This is a genomic window from Pseudomonas sp. Z4-20 (assembly GCF_051131955.1).
In the GTDB taxonomy this organism is placed as follows: Bacteria; Pseudomonadota; Gammaproteobacteria; order Pseudomonadales; family Pseudomonadaceae; genus Aquipseudomonas; species Aquipseudomonas marvdashtae.
In genome coordinates, this window is the sequence record NZ_CP071641.1 from 543,165 (window position 1) to 564,909 (window position 21,745).

The 21,745-nt window shown below is 60.9% G+C and carries 17 protein-coding genes; 6 read left to right on the forward strand and 11 right to left on the reverse strand.

What is annotated here, in order from left to right; genetic code table 11:
• Positions 1-93: 93 nt before the first annotated feature.
• From J3P82_RS02610 to J3P82_RS02635, 6 genes are all read left to right on the forward strand, one after another.
• Positions 94-390 (forward strand): pyrroloquinoline quinone biosynthesis protein PqqE, encoded by a 297-nt coding sequence (locus J3P82_RS02610; protein ID WP_434560524.1) that lies wholly within the window; start codon positions 94-96, stop codon positions 388-390.
• 275 nt (positions 391-665) lie between these two features.
• Positions 666-2,471, forward strand: a complete 1,806-nt coding sequence (locus J3P82_RS02615; protein WP_434560526.1) for a phenylacyl-CoA dehydrogenase — start codon at positions 666-668, stop codon at positions 2,469-2,471.
• Between the two features lie 235 nt (positions 2,472-2,706).
• The gene (locus J3P82_RS02620; protein WP_434560528.1) at positions 2,707-3,996 is read left to right on the forward strand and encodes a diguanylate cyclase; all 1,290 of its coding nucleotides are present in this window, start codon (positions 2,707-2,709) and stop codon (positions 3,994-3,996) included.
• A 91-nt stretch (positions 3,997-4,087) separates the two neighbouring features.
• A complete protein-coding gene (locus tag J3P82_RS02625; RefSeq protein ID WP_434560530.1) occupies positions 4,088-5,884 on the forward strand; it encodes an acyl-CoA dehydrogenase C-terminal domain-containing protein in 1,797 nt (598 codons plus the stop codon).
• A gap of 131 nt (positions 5,885-6,015) precedes the next feature.
• Positions 6,016-7,794, forward strand: a complete 1,779-nt coding sequence (locus J3P82_RS02630; RefSeq protein ID WP_434560532.1) for an acyl-CoA dehydrogenase C-terminal domain-containing protein — start codon at positions 6,016-6,018, stop codon at positions 7,792-7,794.
• Positions 7,795-8,134: 340 nt separating this feature from the next.
• Positions 8,135-8,293 carry a YqaE/Pmp3 family membrane protein gene (locus J3P82_RS02635; protein WP_186614268.1) on the forward strand — a complete coding sequence of 53 codons (159 nt, stop codon included), beginning with the start codon at positions 8,135-8,137 and terminating at the stop codon, positions 8,291-8,293.
• A 131-nt stretch (positions 8,294-8,424) separates the two neighbouring features.
• Here the strand turns inward: J3P82_RS02635 and J3P82_RS02640 are convergent, their stop codons facing one another.
• The 11 genes from J3P82_RS02640 to J3P82_RS02690 form a co-directional block, all read right to left on the reverse strand.
• The gene (locus tag J3P82_RS02640; RefSeq protein ID WP_434560534.1) at positions 8,425-10,251 is read right to left on the reverse strand and encodes a prolyl oligopeptidase family serine peptidase; all 1,827 of its coding nucleotides are present in this window, start codon (positions 10,249-10,251) and stop codon (positions 8,425-8,427) included.
• The gene (pqqE, locus tag J3P82_RS02645) at positions 10,217-11,386 is read right to left on the reverse strand and encodes a pyrroloquinoline quinone biosynthesis protein PqqE (protein ID WP_434560536.1); all 1,170 of its coding nucleotides are present in this window, start codon (positions 11,384-11,386) and stop codon (positions 10,217-10,219) included. The genes J3P82_RS02640 and pqqE overlap by 35 nt, the downstream gene beginning before the upstream one ends.
• Positions 11,358-11,633, reverse strand: coding sequence for a pyrroloquinoline quinone biosynthesis peptide chaperone PqqD (pqqD, locus tag J3P82_RS02650; RefSeq protein ID WP_434560538.1), 276 nt, complete (start codon positions 11,631-11,633; stop codon positions 11,358-11,360). The genes pqqE and pqqD overlap by 29 nt, the downstream gene beginning before the upstream one ends.
• Complete coding sequence (gene pqqC / locus J3P82_RS02655) at positions 11,630-12,382, reverse strand: pyrroloquinoline-quinone synthase PqqC (RefSeq protein ID WP_434560540.1); 753 nt, start codon at positions 12,380-12,382, stop codon at positions 11,630-11,632. The genes pqqD and pqqC overlap by 4 nt, the downstream gene beginning before the upstream one ends.
• 11 nt (positions 12,383-12,393) lie before the next feature.
• On the reverse strand, positions 12,394-13,305 hold the full coding sequence (gene pqqB / locus J3P82_RS02660; RefSeq protein ID WP_434560542.1) for a pyrroloquinoline quinone biosynthesis protein PqqB: 912 nt from the start codon (positions 13,303-13,305) through the stop codon (positions 12,394-12,396).
• A gap of 79 nt (positions 13,306-13,384) precedes the next feature.
• Positions 13,385-13,459 carry a pyrroloquinoline quinone precursor peptide PqqA gene (gene pqqA / locus J3P82_RS02665; RefSeq protein ID WP_003177660.1) on the reverse strand — a complete coding sequence of 25 codons (75 nt, stop codon included), beginning with the start codon at positions 13,457-13,459 and terminating at the stop codon, positions 13,385-13,387.
• A 170-nt stretch (positions 13,460-13,629) separates the two neighbouring features.
• A complete protein-coding gene (pqqF, locus tag J3P82_RS02670) occupies positions 13,630-16,071 on the reverse strand; it encodes a pyrroloquinoline quinone biosynthesis protein PqqF (protein WP_434560544.1) in 2,442 nt (813 codons plus the stop codon).
• 48 nt (positions 16,072-16,119) lie between these two features.
• Complete coding sequence (locus J3P82_RS02675; RefSeq protein WP_434560546.1) at positions 16,120-16,914, reverse strand: carbon-nitrogen hydrolase family protein; 795 nt, start codon at positions 16,912-16,914, stop codon at positions 16,120-16,122.
• A gap of 12 nt (positions 16,915-16,926) precedes the next feature.
• Positions 16,927-18,609: a flavin monoamine oxidase family protein gene (locus J3P82_RS02680; protein ID WP_434560548.1), complete on the reverse strand. Its 1,683-nt coding sequence runs from the start codon at positions 18,607-18,609 to the stop codon at positions 16,927-16,929.
• A 166-nt stretch (positions 18,610-18,775) separates the two neighbouring features.
• Entirely contained in the window at positions 18,776-19,237 is a 462-nt protein-coding gene (locus tag J3P82_RS02685) for an Lrp/AsnC family transcriptional regulator (protein WP_434560550.1), read from the reverse strand.
• 44 nt (positions 19,238-19,281) lie between these two features.
• Positions 19,282-21,720, reverse strand: a complete 2,439-nt coding sequence (locus tag J3P82_RS02690; RefSeq protein WP_434563672.1) for a sulfite exporter TauE/SafE family protein — start codon at positions 21,718-21,720, stop codon at positions 19,282-19,284.
• Positions 21,721-21,745: the final 25 nt, after the last annotated feature.

Here is a 21,745-nt window from a genome sequence, read left to right on the forward strand (position 1 = left end):
CGAGGCACAGTGCCATTAGTGTTTTTGTCGGGCCTTTTGCCGGTGCATCTGATTCAATGCCGATGTCGACCCTTCAAAAAGACGAGTCCTGCCATGGAAATCTCAGGAAACACCGCGTTCTATGCCGGTCTGAGCACGATTCAGACAGGACAGAACCGCGTCGATCTGGCGTCTGGCCAGATTGCCAACAATACGATTGAACGCTCGGTCACCAGTCAATCGTCCGAGCTTCAGGTGGATCGCCTACGTTCGGTGGATCGCAGCCAGCAATCGGATCTGGCCAGCAACATGGTCGATCTGGCCCAGGGCAAGTTCCAAGTGCAATTGGGTGTGAACGTTGCGAAGGCTTCCGACGAAATGCTCGGAACGTTGATTGATACATTCGCCTGATCCGTTCTTCCTGCTTTGCCAAAGCGCCGCGATTATTCGCGGCGTTTTCGTCTGTAACCCCCTCTTCCTCAACTAATCTTTCCCCTGCGTGTTCCGGGCCTGCTTCCTGGCGACGGATTCTGTCGCCTGCCGTTGCGGCGAGACGATGACGAACGGCAAAAGATCGACGCTTGACAAGCTTTGGGCGTAAACGTATGTTTCAAACAACTGTTTGACCGCTACAACAAATCCACGCGGTCGCTCATCCCCGGTTACATCAGCAGAGGTTTATTGCTATGCCTGACTACAAGGCCCCCTTGCGTGATATTCGCTTCGTTCGTGACGAACTGCTCGGCTACGAAGCGCATTATCAGAGCCTTCCGGCTTGCCAGGACGCAACTCCGGACATGGTTGACGCCATTCTCGAAGAAGGCGCCAAGTTTTGTGAGCAGGTGCTGGCTCCGCTGAACCGCGTGGGTGACCTCGAAGGTTGCACCTGGAGCGAGTCCGGCGTGAAAACCCCGACCGGTTTCAAGGAAGCCTACAAGCAGTTCGTCGAAGGCGGCTGGCCAAGCCTGGCCCACGACGTCGAACATGGCGGCCAAGGCCTGCCGGAATCCCTGGGCTTGGCGGTCAGCGAAATGGTCGGCGAAGCCAACTGGTCGTGGGGCATGTACCCGGGCCTGTCCCATGGCGCGATGAACACGATTTCCGAGCACGGTACGCCTGAGCAGCAAGAGGCTTACCTGACCAAGCTGGTGTCCGGCGAATGGACCGGCACCATGTGCCTGACCGAACCCCACTGCGGCACCGACCTGGGCATGTTGCGCACCAAGGCCGAGCCTCAGGCCGACGGTTCCTACAAAGTCAGCGGCACCAAGATCTTTATCTCGGCCGGTGAACACGACATGGCCGACAACATTGTCCATATCGTTCTCGCACGCCTGCCGGATGCTCCGGCTGGCACCAAGGGGATTTCGCTGTTCATCGTTCCCAAATTCCTGCCGAACGCCGACGGTTCCATCGGTCAGCGCAACGCCGTGAGCTGCGGCTCGCTGGAACACAAGATGGGCATCCACGGCAACGCCACTTGCGTGATGAACTTCGACGCGGCCACCGGTTACCTGATCGGCCCGGCGAACAAAGGCCTGAACTGCATGTTCACCTTCATGAACACTGCACGCCTGGGCACCGCACTGCAAGGCCTGGCCCACGCCGAGATCGGCTTCCAGGGCGGCCTGAAATACGCTCGTGACCGCCTGCAAATGCGCTCCCTGACTGGCCCGAAAGCGCCGGACAAGGCTGCGGACCCGATCATCGTGCACCCTGACGTGCGTCGCATGCTGCTGACCATGAAGGCCTTCGCTGAAGGTAACCGGGCGATGGTGTACTTCACCGCCAAGCAGGTGGACATCGTCAAATACGGCGTGGATGAAGAAGAGAAGAAGAAGGCCGATGCGCTGCTGGCGTTCATGACGCCGATCGCCAAGGCGTTCATGACTGAAGTCGGCTTCGAAGCGGCCAACCACGGCGTGCAAATTTATGGCGGCCACGGCTTTATCGCCGAGTGGGGCATGGAGCAGAACGTGCGCGACAGCCGTATCTCGATGCTGTACGAAGGCACCACCGGCATCCAGGCCCTCGACCTGCTGGGCCGTAAAGTATTGATGACCCAAGGCGAAGCACTCAAGGGCTTCACCAAGATCGTCCACAAGTTCTGCCAGGGCAACGAAGGCAACGAAGCCGTCAAGGAATTCGTCGAGCCGTTGGCTGCCTTGAACAAGGAATGGGCCGAGCTGACCATGAAAGTCGGTATGGCCGCCATGAAGGATCGCGAAGAAGTCGGTGCTGCCTCGGTGGACTACTTAATGTATTCCGGTTACGCCTGCCTGGCCTATTTCTGGGCCGACATGGCGCGCCTGGCGGCGGAGAAACTCGCAGCCGGCACCACTGAAGAAGCCTTCTATACCGCCAAGCTGCAGACCGCGCGCTTCTACTTCCAGCGCATCCTGCCGCGTACCCGCACCCACGTTGCGACCATGCTGTCAGGCGCCAATAACCTGATGGACATGAAGGAAGAGGATTTCGCGCTGGGTTACTAACGCCTACGCGAATTTCAGAAGCCGCTGCTCTTTCGGGAGCTGCGGCTTTTTTGTGCACGCTTGCTCAAGGATCTACGCAGACCCTGAAACATATTCATCCAACAGTGCCCTAAGAAAACTCCCGCCTCTGCCGTTACAGCGATGGCAGTGTGATATCTGTCCACATCCCGCGTGCCTTAATGCTCCAGTTGCAGGCACAATGCCATCTTTGATCAGCCGGGTCGGAGCTTTACCCTTGCCGCGTTTTTCCGCAATGCGTGTCAGCCATTTCCTACCGTCGACAGTGCTATTGCTGGCGGGGCTGGCGGCTGCCTACGTCAAGGACCTCAACGTTTTCTTCACCTCCCTGTTCAACGTCCTTCCCACGTTGGTGCTGCTATTGGGGGGTGCGTACTGCGCGGTTTACCGACGTCAGCGTGAACTGTTTCTGATGGCAACGGTGTACATCGCCTATTTCCTGCTGGACACCCAGACCGATTTCTACCGCGATAACGGCAAGGTCCGCGAAGACGCGGCTGTGGTGTTCCATCTTGTCTGCCTGTTGCTACCGCTGTTGTTCGGGCTGTTCGCGGCGTGGCAGGAGCGTACTCACTTGTTCCAAGACATGGTGGCGCGTTTTGCGGTGCTACTGGCATTTGGTGGCGTGGCCTTGGCCTTGGAGCAGAGTTTCCCCCAAGCCTTGCTGCTGTGGCTCTCGGAGATCCGCTGGCCAGCGTTGCACGGCGCCTGGATGAGCCTGATCCAGCTGTCCTACCCGGTGTTCGCCGCTGCGTTCGTGCTGCTGGCCTGGCAATACTGGCGCAACCCGCGTCCTTTGCACGCGGCGCAACTGGTGGGATTGCTGGGGCTGTTCTGGATGCTGCCGAAGACATTCATCTTGCCGTTCACCCTGAACATCATGTGCAGCCAAGTGATGCTGATGATCGCCGCCGCGGTTGCCCATGAGGCGTATCAAATGGCGTTCCGCGACGAGCTCACCGGCCTGCCGGGCCGTCGGGCACTGAACGAACGCATGCAGCGCCTGGGACGCAACTATGTGCTGGCGATGAGTGACGTGGACCACTTCAAGAAATTCAACGACACCCACGGCCATGACGTGGGTGATCAGGTGCTGCGCCTGGTCGCCAGCAAATTGTCGAGGATCGGCGGTGGCGGTAGGGCGTATCGCTACGGCGGGGAAGAATTTGCCCTGGTGTTCGCAGGCAAGACCATCGATGAGTGCATGCCCCATCTGGAAGTCATCCGCCAGTCCATCGAGACGTATGCCATTCAGCTGCGCAACCCCGACAACCGTCCCCATGACGATCTACAGGGTCGCCAACGCCGCTCCGGCACCGGCGCTTCCAGCGTATCGGTGACGGTCAGCATCGGCGTCGCGGAACGCGTCGAACAGCGCACGCCCGAAGAAGTGCTCAAATCAGCCGACCAAGCGCTCTATAACGCCAAGGGAGCGGGGCGTAACTGTGTGATTGCCTTCGGGCAGAACCGGCGCGGCGCGGTGCGCATGGAGGCTGCCGCGGGTTGAGTGATGACGGCGCATTCAGCGTCTGGACTGTGATTGTGGGCCTTGATCGCCGGCAGTAGGTTGAAACGATCTGCTACCGGAGAAAACCACCATGCCCGAGTACAAAGCCCCCCTGCGCGACATGCGCTTTCTGATCGATCACGTCTTCGATTTCCATGGCCGCTACGCCGAGCTGGGCGCCAGCGATGCCAGCCCGGACATGGTCAGCGCGATCCTCGACGAAGGTGCCCGCTTCTGCGAGAACGTGCTGGCGCCGCTCAATCGTTCCGGTGACGAAGAGGGCTGCCATTTCGACAACGGCGTAGTCACCACGCCTACAGGTTTCAAGCAGGCTTTCGTACAGTATGTGGAGGGCGGCTGGCATGGCCTGGCGGCGGATCCAGCCTTCGGCGGTCAAGGCCTGCCCAGTTCCCTGGGCCTGGTCATCAGCGAAATGATCGGTTCAAGCAATACGTCTTGGGGCATGTACCCCGGCCTGACCCACGGCGCCATGTCTGCCATCCACGCCCATGGCACCAAGGAGCAGAAGCAGACCTACCTCAACAAGCTCACCGCCGGCCAGTGGACCGGCACCATGTGCCTGACCGAAGCTCATTGCGGCACCGACCTGGGAATCATCAAGACCCGCGCCGTGCCCCAGGCGGACGGCAGCTATGCGGTGACCGGCAGCAAGATATTCATCAGCGCCGGCGAGCACGACATGAGCGATAACATCATCCATCTGGTGCTCGCCAAGTTGCCGGATGCCCCCGCCGGGACCAAAGGCATCTCGTTGTTCATCGTTCCCAAGTTCCTGCCCGACGCCACGGGCGAAGCCGGGGAGCGCAATGGTGTTTCCTGCGGATCGATCGAACACAAGATGGGCATCAAGGCTTCGGCCACTTGCGTGCTGAACTTCGATGGGGCCAAGGGTTTCCTGATCGGCGAGCCGAACAAAGGCCTTAACTGCATGTTCACCATGATGAATCATGCTCGCCTCGGCACTGGCATGCAGGGCCTGTGCCTGGGTGAGGCGAGTTTCCAGGGTGCGATCAAATACGCCAACGATCGGCTGCAGATGCGTTCATTGACCGGCCCCAAGGCGCCGGAAAAAGCCGCCGATCCGATCATCGTCCATCCCGATGTGCGTCGGATGCTGCTGACTATGAAGGCCTTCAACGAAGGCAACCGGGCGCTGACGTATTTCACTGCGCAACTACTCGACACCGCGCACCTGAGCAACGACGAAAGCGCCCGCCAGGAAGCCGAAGACCTGCTGGCATTCCTCACGCCGATCTGCAAAGCCTTCATGACCGACACTGGCCTGGAGGTGACTAACCATGGCATGCAGGTCTTCGGTGGCCACGGCTTCATCCGCGAATGGGGCATGGAGCAACTGGTACGCGATTGCCGCATCGCGCCGATCTATGAAGGCACCAATGGCATCCAGGCCTTGGACCTGCTGGGGCGCAAGGTCTTGGGCAGCCAAGGCAAGTTGCTGCGCGGCTTTACTAGGATTGTCCATAAGTTCTGCGTGGCCAACGTCGCCCACCCGCAGCTCAAGGATTACATTGCCCAGCTCGACGGGCTCAACCAGCAATGGGGCGAGCTGACGACTCAGGTCGGCATGGCGGCCATGAAAAACCCGGATGAGGTAGGGGCCGCGTCGGTGGATTACCTGATGTACAGCGGTTACATCATCCTGGCTTACCTTTGGTTGCGCATGGCATTGGTGGCGCAATCGCAACTGGATGACGGCAGTGGGGACGCAGATTTCTGCCGGGCCAAGTTGGCGACCTGTGAGTTTTATTTCAAGCGTCTGCTGCCACGTACAGCCGCCCATCGGGCCGCTATCGAGGCAGGAAGCGATTGTCTGATGAATTTGCCGGCGGAGCTGTTTGCCTTTTAAGCTTGTGACTATAAGTAGTGAAGAAGTCACGGGTTGACCCTATGTGTCTCAAAAGTTGTTGAGGTACACTCCGGATCACTGCGAGAGCCGTTTTCCTACGAACCAATTGTTTAGATCCTGCGAGGTTTGCCATGGCTGACTACAAAGCGCCCCTGCGCGATATGCGCTTCGTCCTCAATGAAGTGTTCGAGGTCGCGAAACTCTGGGCTCAACTGCCGGCGTTGGCCGAAACCGTAGACGCTGAAACTGTCGAAGCGATTCTGGAAGAAGCCGGCAAGGTCACCAGCAAAAGCATCGCTCCCCTCAGCCGCGCGGCTGACGAAGAGGGTTGCCATTGGGCCGACGGTGCCGTCACGACGCCGGCAGGTTTCCCACAGGCTTATAAGACTTACGCTGAAGGCGGTTGGGTCGGTGTCGGTGGTGATCCCGCGTATGGCGGCATGGGGATGCCCAAGGCTGTTTCGGCCCAGGTCGAGGAAATGGTCAACTCCGCCAGCCTCTCCTTCGGGCTGTATCCGATGCTGACAGCCGGGGCCTGCCTATCGATCAACGCCCATGCCAGCGACGAATTGAAGGCGGCGTACCTGCCGAACATGTACGCGGGTATCTGGGCCGGCTCCATGTGCCTGACCGAGCCGCATGCCGGCACGGACCTGGGGATCATTCGCACCAAGGCTGAGCCCCAGGCCGATGGTTCCTACAAAGTCAGCGGCACGAAGATTTTCATCACCGGCGGCGAACACGACCTCACCGAGAACATCATTCACCTGGTGCTGGCAAAACTGCCGGACGCACCGGCAGGGCCGAAAGGCATCTCGCTGTTGCTGGTGCCCAAATTCATGGTCAATGCCGACGGCAGCCTGGGCGCGCGCAACGCGGCCAACTGTGGTTCGATCGAACACAAGATGGGCATCCAGGCGTCGGCCACCTGCGTGATGAACTTCGATGAAGCGGTGGGTTATCTGGTTGGCGAACCGAACAAAGGCCTCGCGGCGATGTTCACCATGATGAACTACGAGCGTCTGGGCGTTGGCATCCAGGGCTTGGCCACCGGCGAGCGCTCGTATCAGAACGCCATCGAATACGCCCGTGATCGACTGCAAAGCCGTTCGCCAACCGGCGCGCAGAACAAGGACAAGGTCGCCGACCCGATCATCGTCCACCCTGACGTGCGCCGCATGTTGCTCACCATGAAAGCCTCGAACGAAGGCGGTCGCGCATTCTCCACCTACGTGGCGATGCAACTGGACACCGCCAAGTTCAGCGAAGACCCGGGCACCCGCAAACGCGCCGAAGACCTGGTCGCCCTGCTGACGCCAGTGGCGAAGGCCTTTTTGACCGACCTCGGGCTGGAAACCACGGTCCATGGCCAGCAGATTTTCGGCGGCCACGGTTACATTCGTGAATGGGGCCAGGAACAACTGGTGCGCGATGTTCGCATCACCCAGATCTACGAAGGCACCAACGGTATCCAGGCGCTGGATCTGGTTGGGCGCAAGATCGTCGGCACCGGCGGGGCGTTCTTTCGATTGTTCGCGGATGAAATCCGCCAGTTCACCGCTACCGCGAGCAAAGACCTGGCGGAGTTTACCCAGCCATTGAACGATGCCGTCGGCACTCTGGACGAGTTGACCGAGTGGTTGCTGGACCGGGCGAAAAACAACCCTAATGAGATTGGCGCGGCTTCGGTGGAGTACCTGCAAGCCTTCGGTTACACCGCCTATGCCTACATGTGGGCCTTGATGGCAAGAGCCGCCATGGGCAAGGAAGGCCAGGATGACTTCTACGCGAGCAAACTGGGCACGGCGCGATTCTACTTCGCCCGCTTGCTGCCGCGTATTCATTCCCTGAGCGCCTCGGTGAAGGCCGGCAGCGAGTCGTTGTTCCTGCTGGAACCCGGTCAATTCTAAAATGTGACGTCATGTAAGCAAATGCTTACATGACGTGCTGGCGATTTCCCTCTACCGGCCGATTGGATCCAGGGCTAATCTAGCTTCCATGGACGTAGCGCAGGACGCGCAAGTAACAACACGGACACGTAGGATTCTGCCAGGAAGGCGGAGTGAAATGGATGTCAGGGAAACAGTCTGCAAAGCCCCGCTTCGGCGGGGTTTTCTTTTGTCCGCGTTTTTTGTCTTGTCCAAAGGCCCGTTCGGGCCGTCTCTGTGTCGACTCTCACTGAACCCTGACGAGTGGTCAGGTGTCCATGGGCTATATGGCAACGTGGCCATCGCCCATCAGGAGTTATTCATGGATTTCGTTCGCATCATCATCGCCATTCTGCTGCCACCGCTGGGTGTCTTCCTGCAAGTCGGGTTTGGCGGGGCATTCTGGCTGAATATTCTGCTGACTCTGTTGGGGTATATCCCCGGCATCGTGCATGCGGTGTACATCATCGCCAAGCGCTGAAGCTTTCCAAGGGAAGGACTTACTCTGTGGCGAGGGAGCTTGCTCCCGTCGCAAACGCTTGGGGCCGCTACGCCCGAGGCGTCGGACCGGCCCAGCGGGAGCAAGCTCCCTCGCCACAAAAGCTCGTCATTTCATAAGCCAGCGTCGATCACCTTGCGATAAAACAACCACTCCTGCTCCAGCGCATGCGCCTGGTTCGCAGCCTTGCGAAAGCCGTGACGCTCATCGGCGTAATAGTGCGCCTCGACGGCGACACCGTTGTCCTCCAATGCCTTGACCATGTCCCGGGTCTGCTGTGGCACGACCACCGCGTCCAATTCGCCTTGGAAAAATATCACCGGGGCGCGAATGCTTTCAGCGTGCAGCAGCGGAGTCCGGGCCCGGTAGCGTTCGACGTCCTGTTGCGGGTCGCCGATCAACCAATCCAGGTAGTCTCCCTCGAATTTATGGGTGGCATGGGCCAGGGCAATGGGGTCGCTGACGCCATAGAGGCTGGCGCCGGCACGGAATACATCACGGAATGCAAGGGCGCACAGCGTCGTATACCCACCGGCGCTGCCACCGCGAATGAACGCGCAACGCCCATCGATCAGACCCTGCTCGTTCAAGTACGCAACGACCGCGCAAGCATCCTCGACGTCCGCCACGCCCCAGTCCAGATGCAGTGCCTGTCGATAGGCGCGTCCGTAGCCGCTGCTGCCGCGGTAATTGAGGTCGGCAACGGCAAAGCCGCGATGGGTCCAGTACTGGATGCGCGGATCGAACATCGGGTAGCAAGCTGAAGTTGGCCCGCCGTGGATAAACACCACAAAGGGCGGTTTTTCTTCGGCGTTCATGGCCGGATAAAAGAATCCGTGGGCTTCACTTGTGACAGAAGGGTAGCGCAGGGTTTGAGGGCGACTGATCTGCTCGGTGGGCAATGGCGCGATGCCGCCCGCCAATACCACTGCTTCACGGCTTTGCCGTTCGATGGCGATGATTGCCGATGGGCTGATCGGCGAGGCGGCAACGGCATAAACGAATTGCTCATCGAGCGCCAGGCTGCGGAAGCGGCTGTAACTGCCGGTGAGATCTTCGAGCACGCTGTCGCTGCGCAGGCCCAGCCGCCCAAAGCCGGCTTCGGTCCAGCTTGCCAGGTAAGTGGTTTCATCTACAGGCAACCAGGTACAACCGCCTAATTGCCAAGGTGCGGGGCCGTGATCGGCGTCGACGGCGGGCAGCGGCTCGAGAACGCCGGCACGTTCAACCCAGGGCTGCCAGTACCCGCCGCGGTCGGTCAGACAATAGAGGCGACTGGAAGCATCGAAGCGCGGCTGTTGAATCGACTCTTCGTCCTTTTCACCCGCCACGCAACGCGGCTTTTCCCAACCTGTGGCGTTGCGCTCGGCAAGCATCAGCCGCGTCACCGTCCAGGGCTGGTGTGGGCGACTCCACTCGATCCAGGCGAGTCGCTGGCCATCGGGGCTCTGCGTCGGCGCGGCATAGAAATCAGCACCGGCTGCCAGCACGCGCCGCTGTCGGTCCACCAGCCCGATCGAGACCAACCGATGCTGATTGGCCTGTTCTTCCACCGCCAGCACCTGCCCGGCGGCGAAGCGCAAATCCCCATATCGACAGTCGCCCTGGGTCAGAGCCAACGGCGGCCCTCCCGCCAGCGCCTGGTGGTACACCTGTTGGTCCGCCTCGTTGACAAACAGCACGCCGTCATCGCTCAGGCAGAATGATCCGCCGCCGTATTCGTAGACCCGACTGCGTGCGCTGAAGCCGTCCGGGGTCAGGCAGCGGGCCTTGGCGTCTTGCCACTGCCAGATCCGGCAAGCGCCGTCTTCGGGACGGTATTCATTCCAGAACAGGCCCTGAGGCCCCAATTGCAGTTCGGCAAAGTCGACGCCCGCCGCGACGGCTTGGGCGGCGCTGAAGGGCTCAGCCCTTAATGATGAGGCGCGAGTTTCGTTCATTGCGAAAGGCCAGTTGCTCGATGGTTTGAGTGGCGTGCTCGGCGTCTTCGCGAGCCTGGAGGATCATCCCGTGATGCGCGGATTTGCTGCACACCGGATCGGCATTGCTGGCGTCGCCCGTGAGCATGAACGCCTGGCAGCGACACCCTCCGAAGTCCTTCTCCTTTTCATCGCAGGAGCGGCAGGGCTCGGGCATCCAGTCATAACCGCGGAAACGGTTGAAGCCGAACGAGTCGTACCAGATGTGCTGCATGCTGTGGTCGCGCACATTGGGAAACTGCACCGGCATCTGCCGGGCGCCGTGGCATGGCAATGCCGTGCCGTCCGGCGTGACGGTCAGGAAAATACTGCCCCAGCCGTTCATGCAGGCCTTGGGGCGTTCTTCATAATAGTCCGGGGTTACGAAGATCAACTTGCACGGATTGCCCTCGGCTTCCAGCTTGGCGCGGTATTGGTTGGTGATACGTTCGGCCCGCACCAATTGTTCACGAGTAGGCAGCAGGCCGACGCGGTTGAGGTGTGCCCAGCCATAGAACTGGCAGGTGGCGAGTTCGACGAAGTCGGCTTCCAAGGCGATGCAGAGCTCGATGATGCGGTCGATCTTGTCGATGTTGTGCCGATGGGTGACGAAATTCAGCACCATCGGGTAGCCGTGGGCTTTCACCGCCCGAGCCATTTCCAGTTTCTGCGCGAAGGCTTTCTTCGAGCCGGCCAGGAGGTTGTTCACCTGCTCGTCGCTGGCCTGGAAGCTGATCTGGATGTGATCCAGCCCGGCCTTCTTGAAGTCGCTGATCTTCTGCTCGGTCAAACCGATGCCGGAGGTGATCAGGTTGGTGTAGAAACCCAGCTTGCGCGCCTCGCCGATCAGCTCGGCCAAGTCCTGGCGCACCAGCGGCTCGCCACCGGAAAAACCTAACTGCGCGGCGCCCATTTCCCGGGCTTCGCGAAACACCTTGAACCACTGCTCGGTGCTCAGCTCCTTGCCTTGCTCGGCAAAGTCCAGCGGGTTGGAGCAGTACGGGCATTGCAGCGGGCAACGATAGGTCAGCTCGGCCAGCAGCCACAGCGGCAGGCCGACGTCTGGCTTGGGCGGCAGGCCGGTGATGTCAGGCAAGTTCGATCCAGTGCTCTGCACGGGCGACCTCCATGAACTGCTCGATGTCGTCATCGAGTTCCGGCACGCCGGGGAACTGCGTCGCCAACTCGCCGATGATCGCTGCGACATCCCGCTCGCCATCGATCAAGCCGCCGATCAGCGCCGCGCTGTCATTGAGCTTGATCATGCCTTCAGGATAGAGCAACACATAGCCTTTCTGGGCCGGTTCATACTGGAAACGATAGCCTGGGCGCCAGCGAGGGGTTTTGCTGCGATCGAAACTCATAAGGTAATCCCTTTGTGCCAGACGCGCTGCCCGGTCACGCTGTGATAGGGCGGGCGATTCAATTCGTAGGCCATGCTCATCGCGTCAAGCATGCTCCAGAGGATGTCCAGTTTGAACTGGAGAATCTCCAGCATGCGCTCCTGACCCGCACGAGTGGTGTAGTGCTGCAAGGTAATGGCCAAGCCATGTTCGACGTCACGCCGGGCCTGACCCAGGCGGGTGCGGAAATACTCGTAGCCGGTCGGGTCGATCCAGGCGTAATGCTGCGGCCAGCTGTCCAGGCGCGACTGATGGATCTGTGGGGCGAACAGTTCGGTCAAGGAACTGCTGGCGGCTTCTTGCCAAGAGGCGCGGCGGGCGAAGTTGACGTAGGCGTCCACCGCGAAACGTACGCCCGGCAGCACCAATTCCTGGGAGCGCAGTTGATCGGGGTCCAGGCCCACCGCCTGGCCCAGCCGCAGCCAGGCTTCGATACCACCGTCTTCGCCGGGCGCGCCGTCATGGTCGAGCAGGCGCTGGATCCACTCGCGGCGGATTTCCCGATCCGGGCAGTTGGCCAGGATCGCGGCGTCCTTGAGCGGAATGTTTACCTGATAGTAAAAGCGGTTCGCGACCCAGCCCTGGATCTGTTCGCGAGTGGCGCGGCCTTCATACATCGTCACGTGATACGGGTGATGGATGTGGTAATACGCGCCCTTGGCACGCAGGGCGGCTTCAAATTCTGCAGTGGTCAATGGTGTGTCAGTCATTTCGGACGCTCCTACAGTTCGATGCTCATACCGTCGTAAGCGACCTCGACATTGCGTCGCACCAACTCGGCCCGCTCGGGGGAGTCTTCATCAAGGATCGGGTTGGTGTTGTTGATGTGGATCAGCACCTTGCGCTGCTTCGGCAAATGCTCCAGCACTTCAAGCATGCCGCCGGGGCCGTTCTGTGCCAAGTGGCCCATTTCCCGACCGGTGCGGGTGCCGACGCCACGGCGCTGCATCTCATCGTCGTCCCACATCGTGCCGTCCACCAACAGGCAGTCGCTGCCGGCCATGATCTCCAGCAGCGGGGCGTCGACTTTTCCAAGGCCCGGGGCATAGAACAATTTGCCGCCTGTGCGCAGGTCTTCAACGATCAGCCCGATGTTGTCGCCAGGGTGCGGGTCGAAGCGATGCGGGGAATAGGGCGGTGCGGCGCTGCGCAGCGGCAGCGGGGTAAAACGCAGGTTCGGGCAGGCCGGGACGGTGAAGCTCTGGTCCAGTTCGATGCGGTTCCAGCTCAATCCGCCGTTCCAGTGGGTCAGCATATTGAACAATGGAAAACCGCTGCTCAGGTCTTCATGGACCATGTCGGTGCACCAGACCTGGTGCGGGCAGCCCTCGCGCAGGCTGAGCAGGCCAGTGGTGTGGTCGATCTGGCTGTCCATCAGGATGATCGCGCCAATGCCGGTGTCGCGCAGGGCCCGGCCAGGTTGCATCGGGGCAAAGCCCTGGAGCTGGGCGCGGATGTCCGGGGAGGCGTTGCACAATACCCAGCTCACACCGTCATCGGAAATCGCGATGGACGACTGGGTGCGCGCCTGGGCCCGCAGGCTGCCGTTGCGAAAACCCGCGCAATTGGCGCAGTTGCAGTTCCACTGGGGGAAACCGCCGCCGGCGGCGGAACCTAGAATCTGGACGAACATGGCCGCTCCATCTGCAAACCGAAATAAAAACGCCCCGGATGACCGAGGCGTTGTGTTGCGTACTGATCGCCTGCTGTCATCAACGGCTGGCGAAGTACATGGTGACTTCGAAGCCGATACGCAGATCGATATAGGCGGGTTTGGACCAGGACATGGGAATACTCCTTTGGTTGGGATGCTTGGGTTAGTTAGGACGGTTGGGACCTATACATATAGTCCATCTCCGACAGGAGATGTTCAGATGCCTAAACACCTATGTTACTAAATCTGACAAATTCGTTCGCCGCGATTCTTTGAGAAAGCTCGTTGCACGGGCTGCAATGATCACCGCGCCGCTTGCCAAGGGGCTCCCGGAGACGGCTCGTTGCTGAGGCAATAACGCCCTCCTTGCGCGTTGATCAAGCGGTGGGCCGCGTTTATCAATGGCTCGCGTTCCATCTGCACGATGGCATCGGCCAGCAGTTGCAGATAGTCCGAAGAACGTCCGGCCAATTTGCCTTGCCAGAGCAACTCCGCCGCTTGTGCACAGGGCAGCACGGCGCTATCGAGCTGACGGGCCAGCGCTTGCTGTTGGCTGGCCAAGCTTGAATCATCGAGCTGTTCGATCAGCGCCGGCAACTCGCCCAGGAATCGCTCCATGTGAGCAATCAGCTGCGCTGCCGAGGCGCTGGGGGATTGGGCACCGAACAATAAGCCCGTCTGGCCGTTGATTTGCTTCAAGCCACTGAACACGGCATAGCCCAGTTGCAACTCAACTCGCAGGCGCTGGTAAAAAGGCGTCTGACAGAGCTGGGCCAGCAACCGCCACGCGGCCTCGTCAGACAAGTCCTGGGTCGGTGTGGGACAAAACAGCAAAACGGCGTGTTCGTCGCCCTGGGTCTCAAGCCTGTTCCAGACGCAGCCGTGGGATTGCACCAAGGCTGGCGTGTCGTCCTCACTGGCGATGCCTGGAACCCGGGCCAGCGCAGGGCCCATCGCGGTCTGGGTAGCGGCCGAGAGACCGATGGCCAAGCCATCCCAATGGGCGCTCGCCCAGACACCTTGATCGCTGTCGGGCCGTGGTAACGCCGGGTTTTGGGCATTCGGCCGACAATGATTGGGCAACGCCTTCAACAAGTGCCGAATCGGTATCAAGGGTGTGTCGCTGTCGGGCTGGGCGGGGGGCAGCGGTTGTCCAAGCTTCGTCAGGAGGTGCTCGAGTACCAGCGGCATCGGCGCCTGCAAGCCAACCATTTTCACCAGCCATTGATCGCCGCAAGGTTCAAGGACAAGGTCCACGCCGGCCTGCCGGGCGTCTTCGCGCAAGTCCGCCAGATGCTGATCGAGCCTGGACTGAAGAGCGAGCGGCGCCTGAGACGCCAAGCGCCAGCGCAAATACACCGCACTTTCACGGGTGTCATCCGCCAGCGCCTGGCTGAACTGCATGGGCGAGCGTTCCCGCCGGCCTCGGCTACGGTCCTGTGCAAACGTGCGCAATCCACGGTGGGCGCTGGTTTGGCCGCGTATCAAGCCGGCGGGGGGCGGCTCGCTGGCGGTTTGCAGGAACGGGTTGGGCGGCGGCAACTGCCATGGCCCGACGACGTTTTCCACCGGGTGCAATTGCGTGAGGATTGCCCTGAGCCGCATCAAGTCGTTTTCCGACAGGGGGCCGTCGCGTCCTTCGCTGTCCCCGCGAGCCAGTTGCAGGGCTGTTGCCGTCTGTTGACGACGTTGCAGCCGTGCGGTGAATTCCTTGCGCAACGGCGCCCAGTCATCGTGGGCGGCAACGAACCCCAGCCAATCGCGCAGCAATGGCTGGATATCGGCAGGTATCTGGCCGTTGTCGAGCTTGAGTTCGATGCGCAGCAATGCCTGGCCGGCAAATTCGTACAGCGGTGTGGCCTTGAGGCTGTCGGCCAGGCCGCGCTGGCGCAACAGCGCCAACAAGCTGCCCGGTTTATGGGTGTTCAGCCAATGGCACAGGAAGTCCAGGGCTTGGGGCGAGGCGACCGGCAGTTGCTCGAAGGCAAACAGCATGTCCCGACCGCCCGCACGAGCGCGTTGATAACTGGCCTCGGAGGTCTCCATGAGTGGCGGCGGCAATGGCCTGTCCACCGTTTTACCCGCAGGAACGCTTTCAGCAAACGTGGCGGCCAGCGTACGCAAGGCCTCGATGCCTTGCGGGCCGACCAGGCTCAAGGTCATTTGCCCGCTCTGATAGAAACGCCGATATAAACCGTGCAGTGCCGTTTGAAATTCAGGCTGTGACACCGCCAGGCTGTCGCGATTGCCCGCATGGAAGCCTCGCAGCGGGTGAGCGGCCGACAAGCCGTCATGCAGGGCAACCTGTCGCTGGGCCGCTGTGTCCTGGGACCAGGCAATGAATTCAGCGTGCAGTACTTCCCGCTCCCGCAACTGGCTCTCTTCGTCCAGGCGCGGATGACTGAGCATGTCCGACAGCCGCTCCAGCCCGCCGGCCAGGGCAGCGGGGGGGAGTTCAAGGAAAAAATCGGTGGTGCGTTCGCTGGTGCGTGCGTTGATTTGCCCGCCGTGGCCCTGCACGTAGGCCATCAGGTTCTGACCTGTGGGAAAGCGCTCTGTCCCTAGGAAGAAAAGATGCTCGAGAAAGTGCGCCAATCCCGGCCAGGCCTCAGGCGCATCGTGACCGCCGGCCGCCACGCGCAACACCGCTGCGCAGCGTTTGAGGCCGCAGGCATGACGCAATGTCACCTGCAGGCCGTGGGCCAGGGTTTCAGTGTGAGGATGGAGGGAATCGGCGGCCAGCATGAGCATTTCCAGGAAAAAGATCTGCTCATGCTAGCGGATTCGTTCGGGTCAGTGTTTATGCAAGTCGCCGTAAAGCGTTGGCTGACGGTCATGCAGATAGTTGTAGGCGGCGCGGGAGTCTTCCATCAGTTGGCGATCCAGCTCGCCCACGATCAAGGCCTCGTCCAGCCCCGCCAGGGCAGGGCGGCTGCCGTCCGGTGCGGCGATGCTGCTTTGGCCGCAATAGCGCAATTCGCCTTCATGGCCGCAATAATTGGCGTAGGCGACGAAGCATTGATTCTCGATAGCCCGCGCACGCACGGTGACGTCGGCGATGAAGTCGTAGGGCTGCATGTTGGCGGTCGGCACCAGGATCAACTCGGCGCCGGCCAAGGCCAGGCGCCGGGCATTTTCCGGGAATTCCAAGTCGTAGCAGATCAGGAAACCGAGCTTCCAGCCGTTGAGCTCCACGATTGGCAGCGCCGCGTCGCCGGCGCTGAACATCGTATGATCCAGGTCGCCGAACAGGTGGCTCTTGCGATAGTTCGCCAGGCGTTCGCCGTGGGCATCGATCAGTTGGACGGCGTTGTAGATCTGCCCGTCTGCGCTGCGTTCAGGATAGCCATAGAGAATCGCCAGGCCGGCCGCCTTGGCGATTCGACCAATCTGCTGCGCCCATTCGCCGTTGTAGACCTCCGCCAGTACATTCACCGCATCGACGCCGATGTTGTAGCCGGTCAGGAACATTTCCGGCAGCACCAATACATCGGCGCCCCTGGCTTCCAGCGCGACTTGGTGCAGGCGCTGCAGGTTGCCGGCCGGGTCCATCGGCAGTGGTGGGCATTGGTAAAGGGCTACGCGCATCGAAAACTCCTTTTATTCGGGCAGGGCGATGGGACCGATTTCGTCGAACACATCACCTGGACCCGGGTTCTCGGGGTGAGTTTCACCGCCGAAATGTTTCATGATTCCCCACACGGCATTGAGCGAGGTCTGCACCGCGCCTTCAACCCAGGCGGGTGTCCATGAGACGTCGTCGCCAGCGATAAAGATCCCTTTTTGTTCGGCCGGCATGTCGTCCTGCATGAAATGCGCGTACATGCGCTGGTTGTAACGGTAGTGGCCGGGCAGGGCGCCCTTGAATGCGCCAAGGAAATACGGATCGGCTTCCCAGGACACGGTAATGGGATCGCCAATGATCCGCGCCGCGATGTCCACCTTCGGATAGATTTTCTTGAGGGCATCGAGTGCCAGCCTCACGCGTTTCTCCACGGGATACGGGAGCATCTTCAGCGCATCGCTCATCCAGGAGTAGGACAGGCAAATCACCCCTGGCTTGTCGTCGCCGTTGTCGAACAGGTAAGTACCACGGGTCAGGCGGTCGGTGAGCGTCATGCTCATCAGGTCGCGGCCGGTTTCCGGATCCTTGTCCTTCCAGAATGGCCGGTCGACCATCACGAAAGTCTTTGACGCCTGCATATAGCGGGTGCGGTCCAGGGCCATCCACATTTTTTGCGAGAACAGCGCTTCCTCGCACTCGATCTGGGTGGTCAACAGCCAGGTCTGGCAAGTCACCAGCACGGCGGCATATTCACGCGTGTCGCCCCAGACGTCAGTCACGCTGAACCGACCGTTGTCGGCCCGTGCAATACGTTTCACGCCGCTACGAGGCGCGCCCAGGTGCAACGAATTCAGGCTGGTGCCTTGCGGCCAATACGCGCAGCGCTCCGGCACGTGTTTCCAGATCCCATGCGGTACCTGCTCCACCCCGCCAACCACTAGATGTTGATGGTCGTCGCAGTTGGTCATCACCACGCGGAAGATTTCGAGCATCGAGTTGGGGAAGTCCGAGTCCCAGCCGCCGGTGCCGAAACCGACCTGGCCGAACACTTCGCGGTGTTGGAACGAAAGCTTGGCGAAGGCCTTGGAGGTAGCGACGAAGTCGTAGAAGGTGCGGTCATCCCACAGTGGCACCAGAGTGTTCCACAGTTCCTTGAGGCGTGGCACGTCGCGGTCGCGGATCGCTTGCTGGATCTCGCCAAAGCGCGAGCCGGCCTCCAGCGCATCGGCCCAGGCATCGGCGACTTCCTGGAACAGCGCGGGGAGGTCAGCCATGCGTTCGGCGTAATAGGTCTGGCCTTCCAAATCGATCACAGTGCTGCCCGAGGCCGAGGTCAGCGGGTTGGGGAAGGGTTTTGTCTCCAGGCCCAGCTTGTCGACGTAGTGATAAAACGCCGTGGACGACACCGGGAAACGCATACCACCCAGCTCGGCTACGATGCCGTCGGCGCCGTTGAACGCCTGGGAACGCAGGCGCCCGCCCAGCTTCGAGGCCTCATAGACCACAGGCTTGAGGCCCATTTTCATCAACTCATAAGCCGCCACCAGGCCAGCGATGCCGGCCCCGACAATCGCCACTTCGGCCCCGTGGTAGTGCTCGGGAATAGCGCCGAGGCCGGCCGGGTGTTCGATCCAATCGTCAAAGGCGAACGGAAAATCCGGTCCAAAAATGGTGATGGGCTTCTTGCCATCTGCGGGGTGGCGATTGTTCTTGTTCATGGCTGACCTTGATGGGCGGCTCGACGCGGCGTGAGCGTCTGAGTATAGGAAAGATGCCAGCCATTCTAGAGAGGGTGAAACACGTTAATAAGACGCAATGTGTCGTTGTTTTTAGCGGGTTTACGTCATTATGACGTCGCGGTGATCGTTAATGACGAATCAGGCTTCAGACCGGCTGGCCCCGATCAATCTTGCTGCTGAGAATGATCGATGTGGTGGTCTTATCAACCCCGTCCACGCCGCCGATCTGGTCAAGCAACTGATCCAGTTGCTCCGGCGAGTCCGTGCGCAGCCACGCCACGTAATCGAATTCGCCGCTGACCGCACACAATTGCTGGACTTGAGCCATGGCGCTCAAGCGTCGCAGCACTTCCTTGCCGGAGCGCGGTTGAACCTTGATTCCAACGTAAGCCTGCAAGCCGCCATCGATCACTCGTTGCCCCAGGCGCACGCCATACCCGGTGATCACGTTGGTTTTTTCCAGCCGCGCCAGCCGTGACGTCACCGTCGTTCGGGCAATGCCCAATTGTCGGGCGAGCATGGCGACGCTTTCGCGAGCATTGATTTGCAGCGCCGCGATCAACTGGCGATCGATTTCGTCGAGGACGAGGGGGCGGGTGTCAGTCACGGTCGGCTCCGGCGCTAGCATCAAAGTCGGGCATGTTACAGGCTCTAGCGCTCGAAATAGCCAATGGCAGGTAAAGCCAGCGCTTGCCAGGCCGCTGCCCGCTGCGTTTGCGAAGCGTTGAGCCAGAAACCGTCCTGGCAGACCAGCTGTTCGATGGGCGCTTGCAGCAAAACGTCCAGCGAGAACGCCTGCACCGAGCCCGGGTCTTCAGTGTCTTGCGCTTCCCATTCCCGCTCGAAACAGCGTATTCGCAGCTGACTTTCATCAAAGCCCTCGAACAACGGTCGATTGCCCAGCCATTGCGGATGAACCCGCACCGTGCGGTCCTGGACATCAAGCAGCAGCAGTTGCCAGCCCCGGTAGCTTCCACACTGTTCTGTCACGTCGGTTGCCATGCGGGTCAGGGCCAGGTAACGGCCATCCGCCGACCAGATCATCGAGGGCGCCAGGTCAACCAGCGCGCAACCTGACGCCGTCAGCAGATGCCCTCCAAGACGGGGCGTACCGGCACGCACCCAACTGTCGGCGTATTCCGTCTCGCTGCCGAACAGCCAGGCGGCATCCTGATGATTTGGCGCGGGCTGAATGAAGTCGCCGTCGGCGGTGGCCGCTTGCGGGCGATCGACCAGGCGCCACGGGGCGACGAGGTTCAATTGGCAATCTTTCGGCTGCAACTGCATCGTCTCGTAAAAAAGCCGGGTTCGCTCGTCAGGACGAAAGAAAGACGAGTCGTTGCCGATCGCTGGCGCGGCGACGCTGAAGCGCTGCAACGGAGTGGTTTCCACGTCGTTATCAAGACGACCTGCGATCACCGCCAGACTCAACCGTCCATCACGAAAATCGAGTATTCGCTCTACCCACATCGCGGGACCCTGCAGAAGACGCCGGCCCTGCACGTCCGCGACCACCCCATGGGTGGCGATCTTCGACGACTCTTCAAAAGGCAGCAGCGCCAGGTAGCGCCCGCAATCAGAGACCCGGTGATCCAGGAACCAGCTCCCCGGCAAGGTCCATTCTCCGATCTGGCAGCGATAACCACCCAGCCCTTCGCGATTGTCGCAAAGCCAGGTCAGGCGAGCCCTTACTCCGTCCAGCAAAGGTTGCGTCTCGATGGACGAGTCGCCTCGCCGCCCCTGGCTGTCCAACGGCATCACAATGGCCATGCGGGTCAGTTTGAATTCGGCGACCTGCACCCGACCTTGGGCGTCATGACCGGTCTGGGCCTCGGTATCGCTGTGGATACTGTCCAGGCGGTAGCCATACCGGCCGGAACCCGGGCGCGGATAGTCGAGGTACGCGCCGATACGCACATGGCTTGCATCGAGGCTCAACACGTCATGCCAGTAGAAAGAAGGCTCGGCGGCGGCGCTTACCCAAGGTGAGGGCAGGGCGCGCCAGCCGCTGTCCAGTTGCCATAGCCAATACTGGTCGCCCTCTGCATCGTTGGCCTGCTCGCGGGCCAGGCACACCAAGGTGCGGTGATCGGTGCCCCATATCAACGGCGCATCGCCGTCCATCGCCAGCCCGGACGGTTGCCCGTTGACGCTGACGGCATAGCGCGGCGAGTACAACGGCTCCAGCGGTTGGTCCAGATCGCGAAAGGTCGAGGGCAACAAGATGTGGCCCTCTAGGCAGTGTCGCCCATCGGCAGAGGATCGCGCGAAGGTGTGCGCGATATTGTCCGGATGCCAGCCAGGCTCCAGCCAAAGGTCCGCGACGGGAATCAGGTCAGTCACCTCGGCGGTTTGTAGCAGCTCATCCAACCGGGCCTGGCGCACGCTGTTGTCCACCAGTGGGCTATGGCGGCCGCTCAACTGCTCGAGGTCCATGACGTCCAGCTCCCAGAACTCGCTGTCGGCACAGCGGTATACCTTGCGTTGCTGGCGGTCGAGGACCACCAGCCCCCATTCCTGCCGGGACGGCACGGGCGCTGCAAAGTAACGGCCGTCATTGGAAAACACCGCCGAAGCACCGAGCCCTTGCAAAAGCACGCCATCGGGAAACAGATAGTCGCAACAGACAGGGCCGCCCATGGCGATTTCGCCGTGGTTGAACACCCGGATCGGCTCGCCCTCGGGCGTCAGCTGCGGCTCGTTTCCACCCCAGGCGCTCGGACCATTCTTGGGCGCCGACGCTGGCGCCAATCCGAGGCGCCGCTCCCAGCTACTGACGCAAGCGAGCCCGGCCACGATGCCGACAATCGCCACCAAAATCCCCCACCATTCAGGCAACGCTCGACCCAGGCTGAAACCCAGGCCAAACACTGCCCCGACTGTCAGCCGGGCAACGCCTCGTCCCACCGCAGAGAAACCCAGTCGCGCAGCGAGTCCCATCATCAATCCGAGGAACACCACCGCCAGCAAAGCCAGCGGGGGCGGCAGTATCGTGACAAAAAAGGCTGGCACCACCAGGATGCTGAGTTGCCAGAACAGCTCGAGGAACAGTCGGGAAAGGCTGGGGCTGGCGATGATGGGCGTCTCGATGGGGGGCGGGAATTTTCGATTGTAA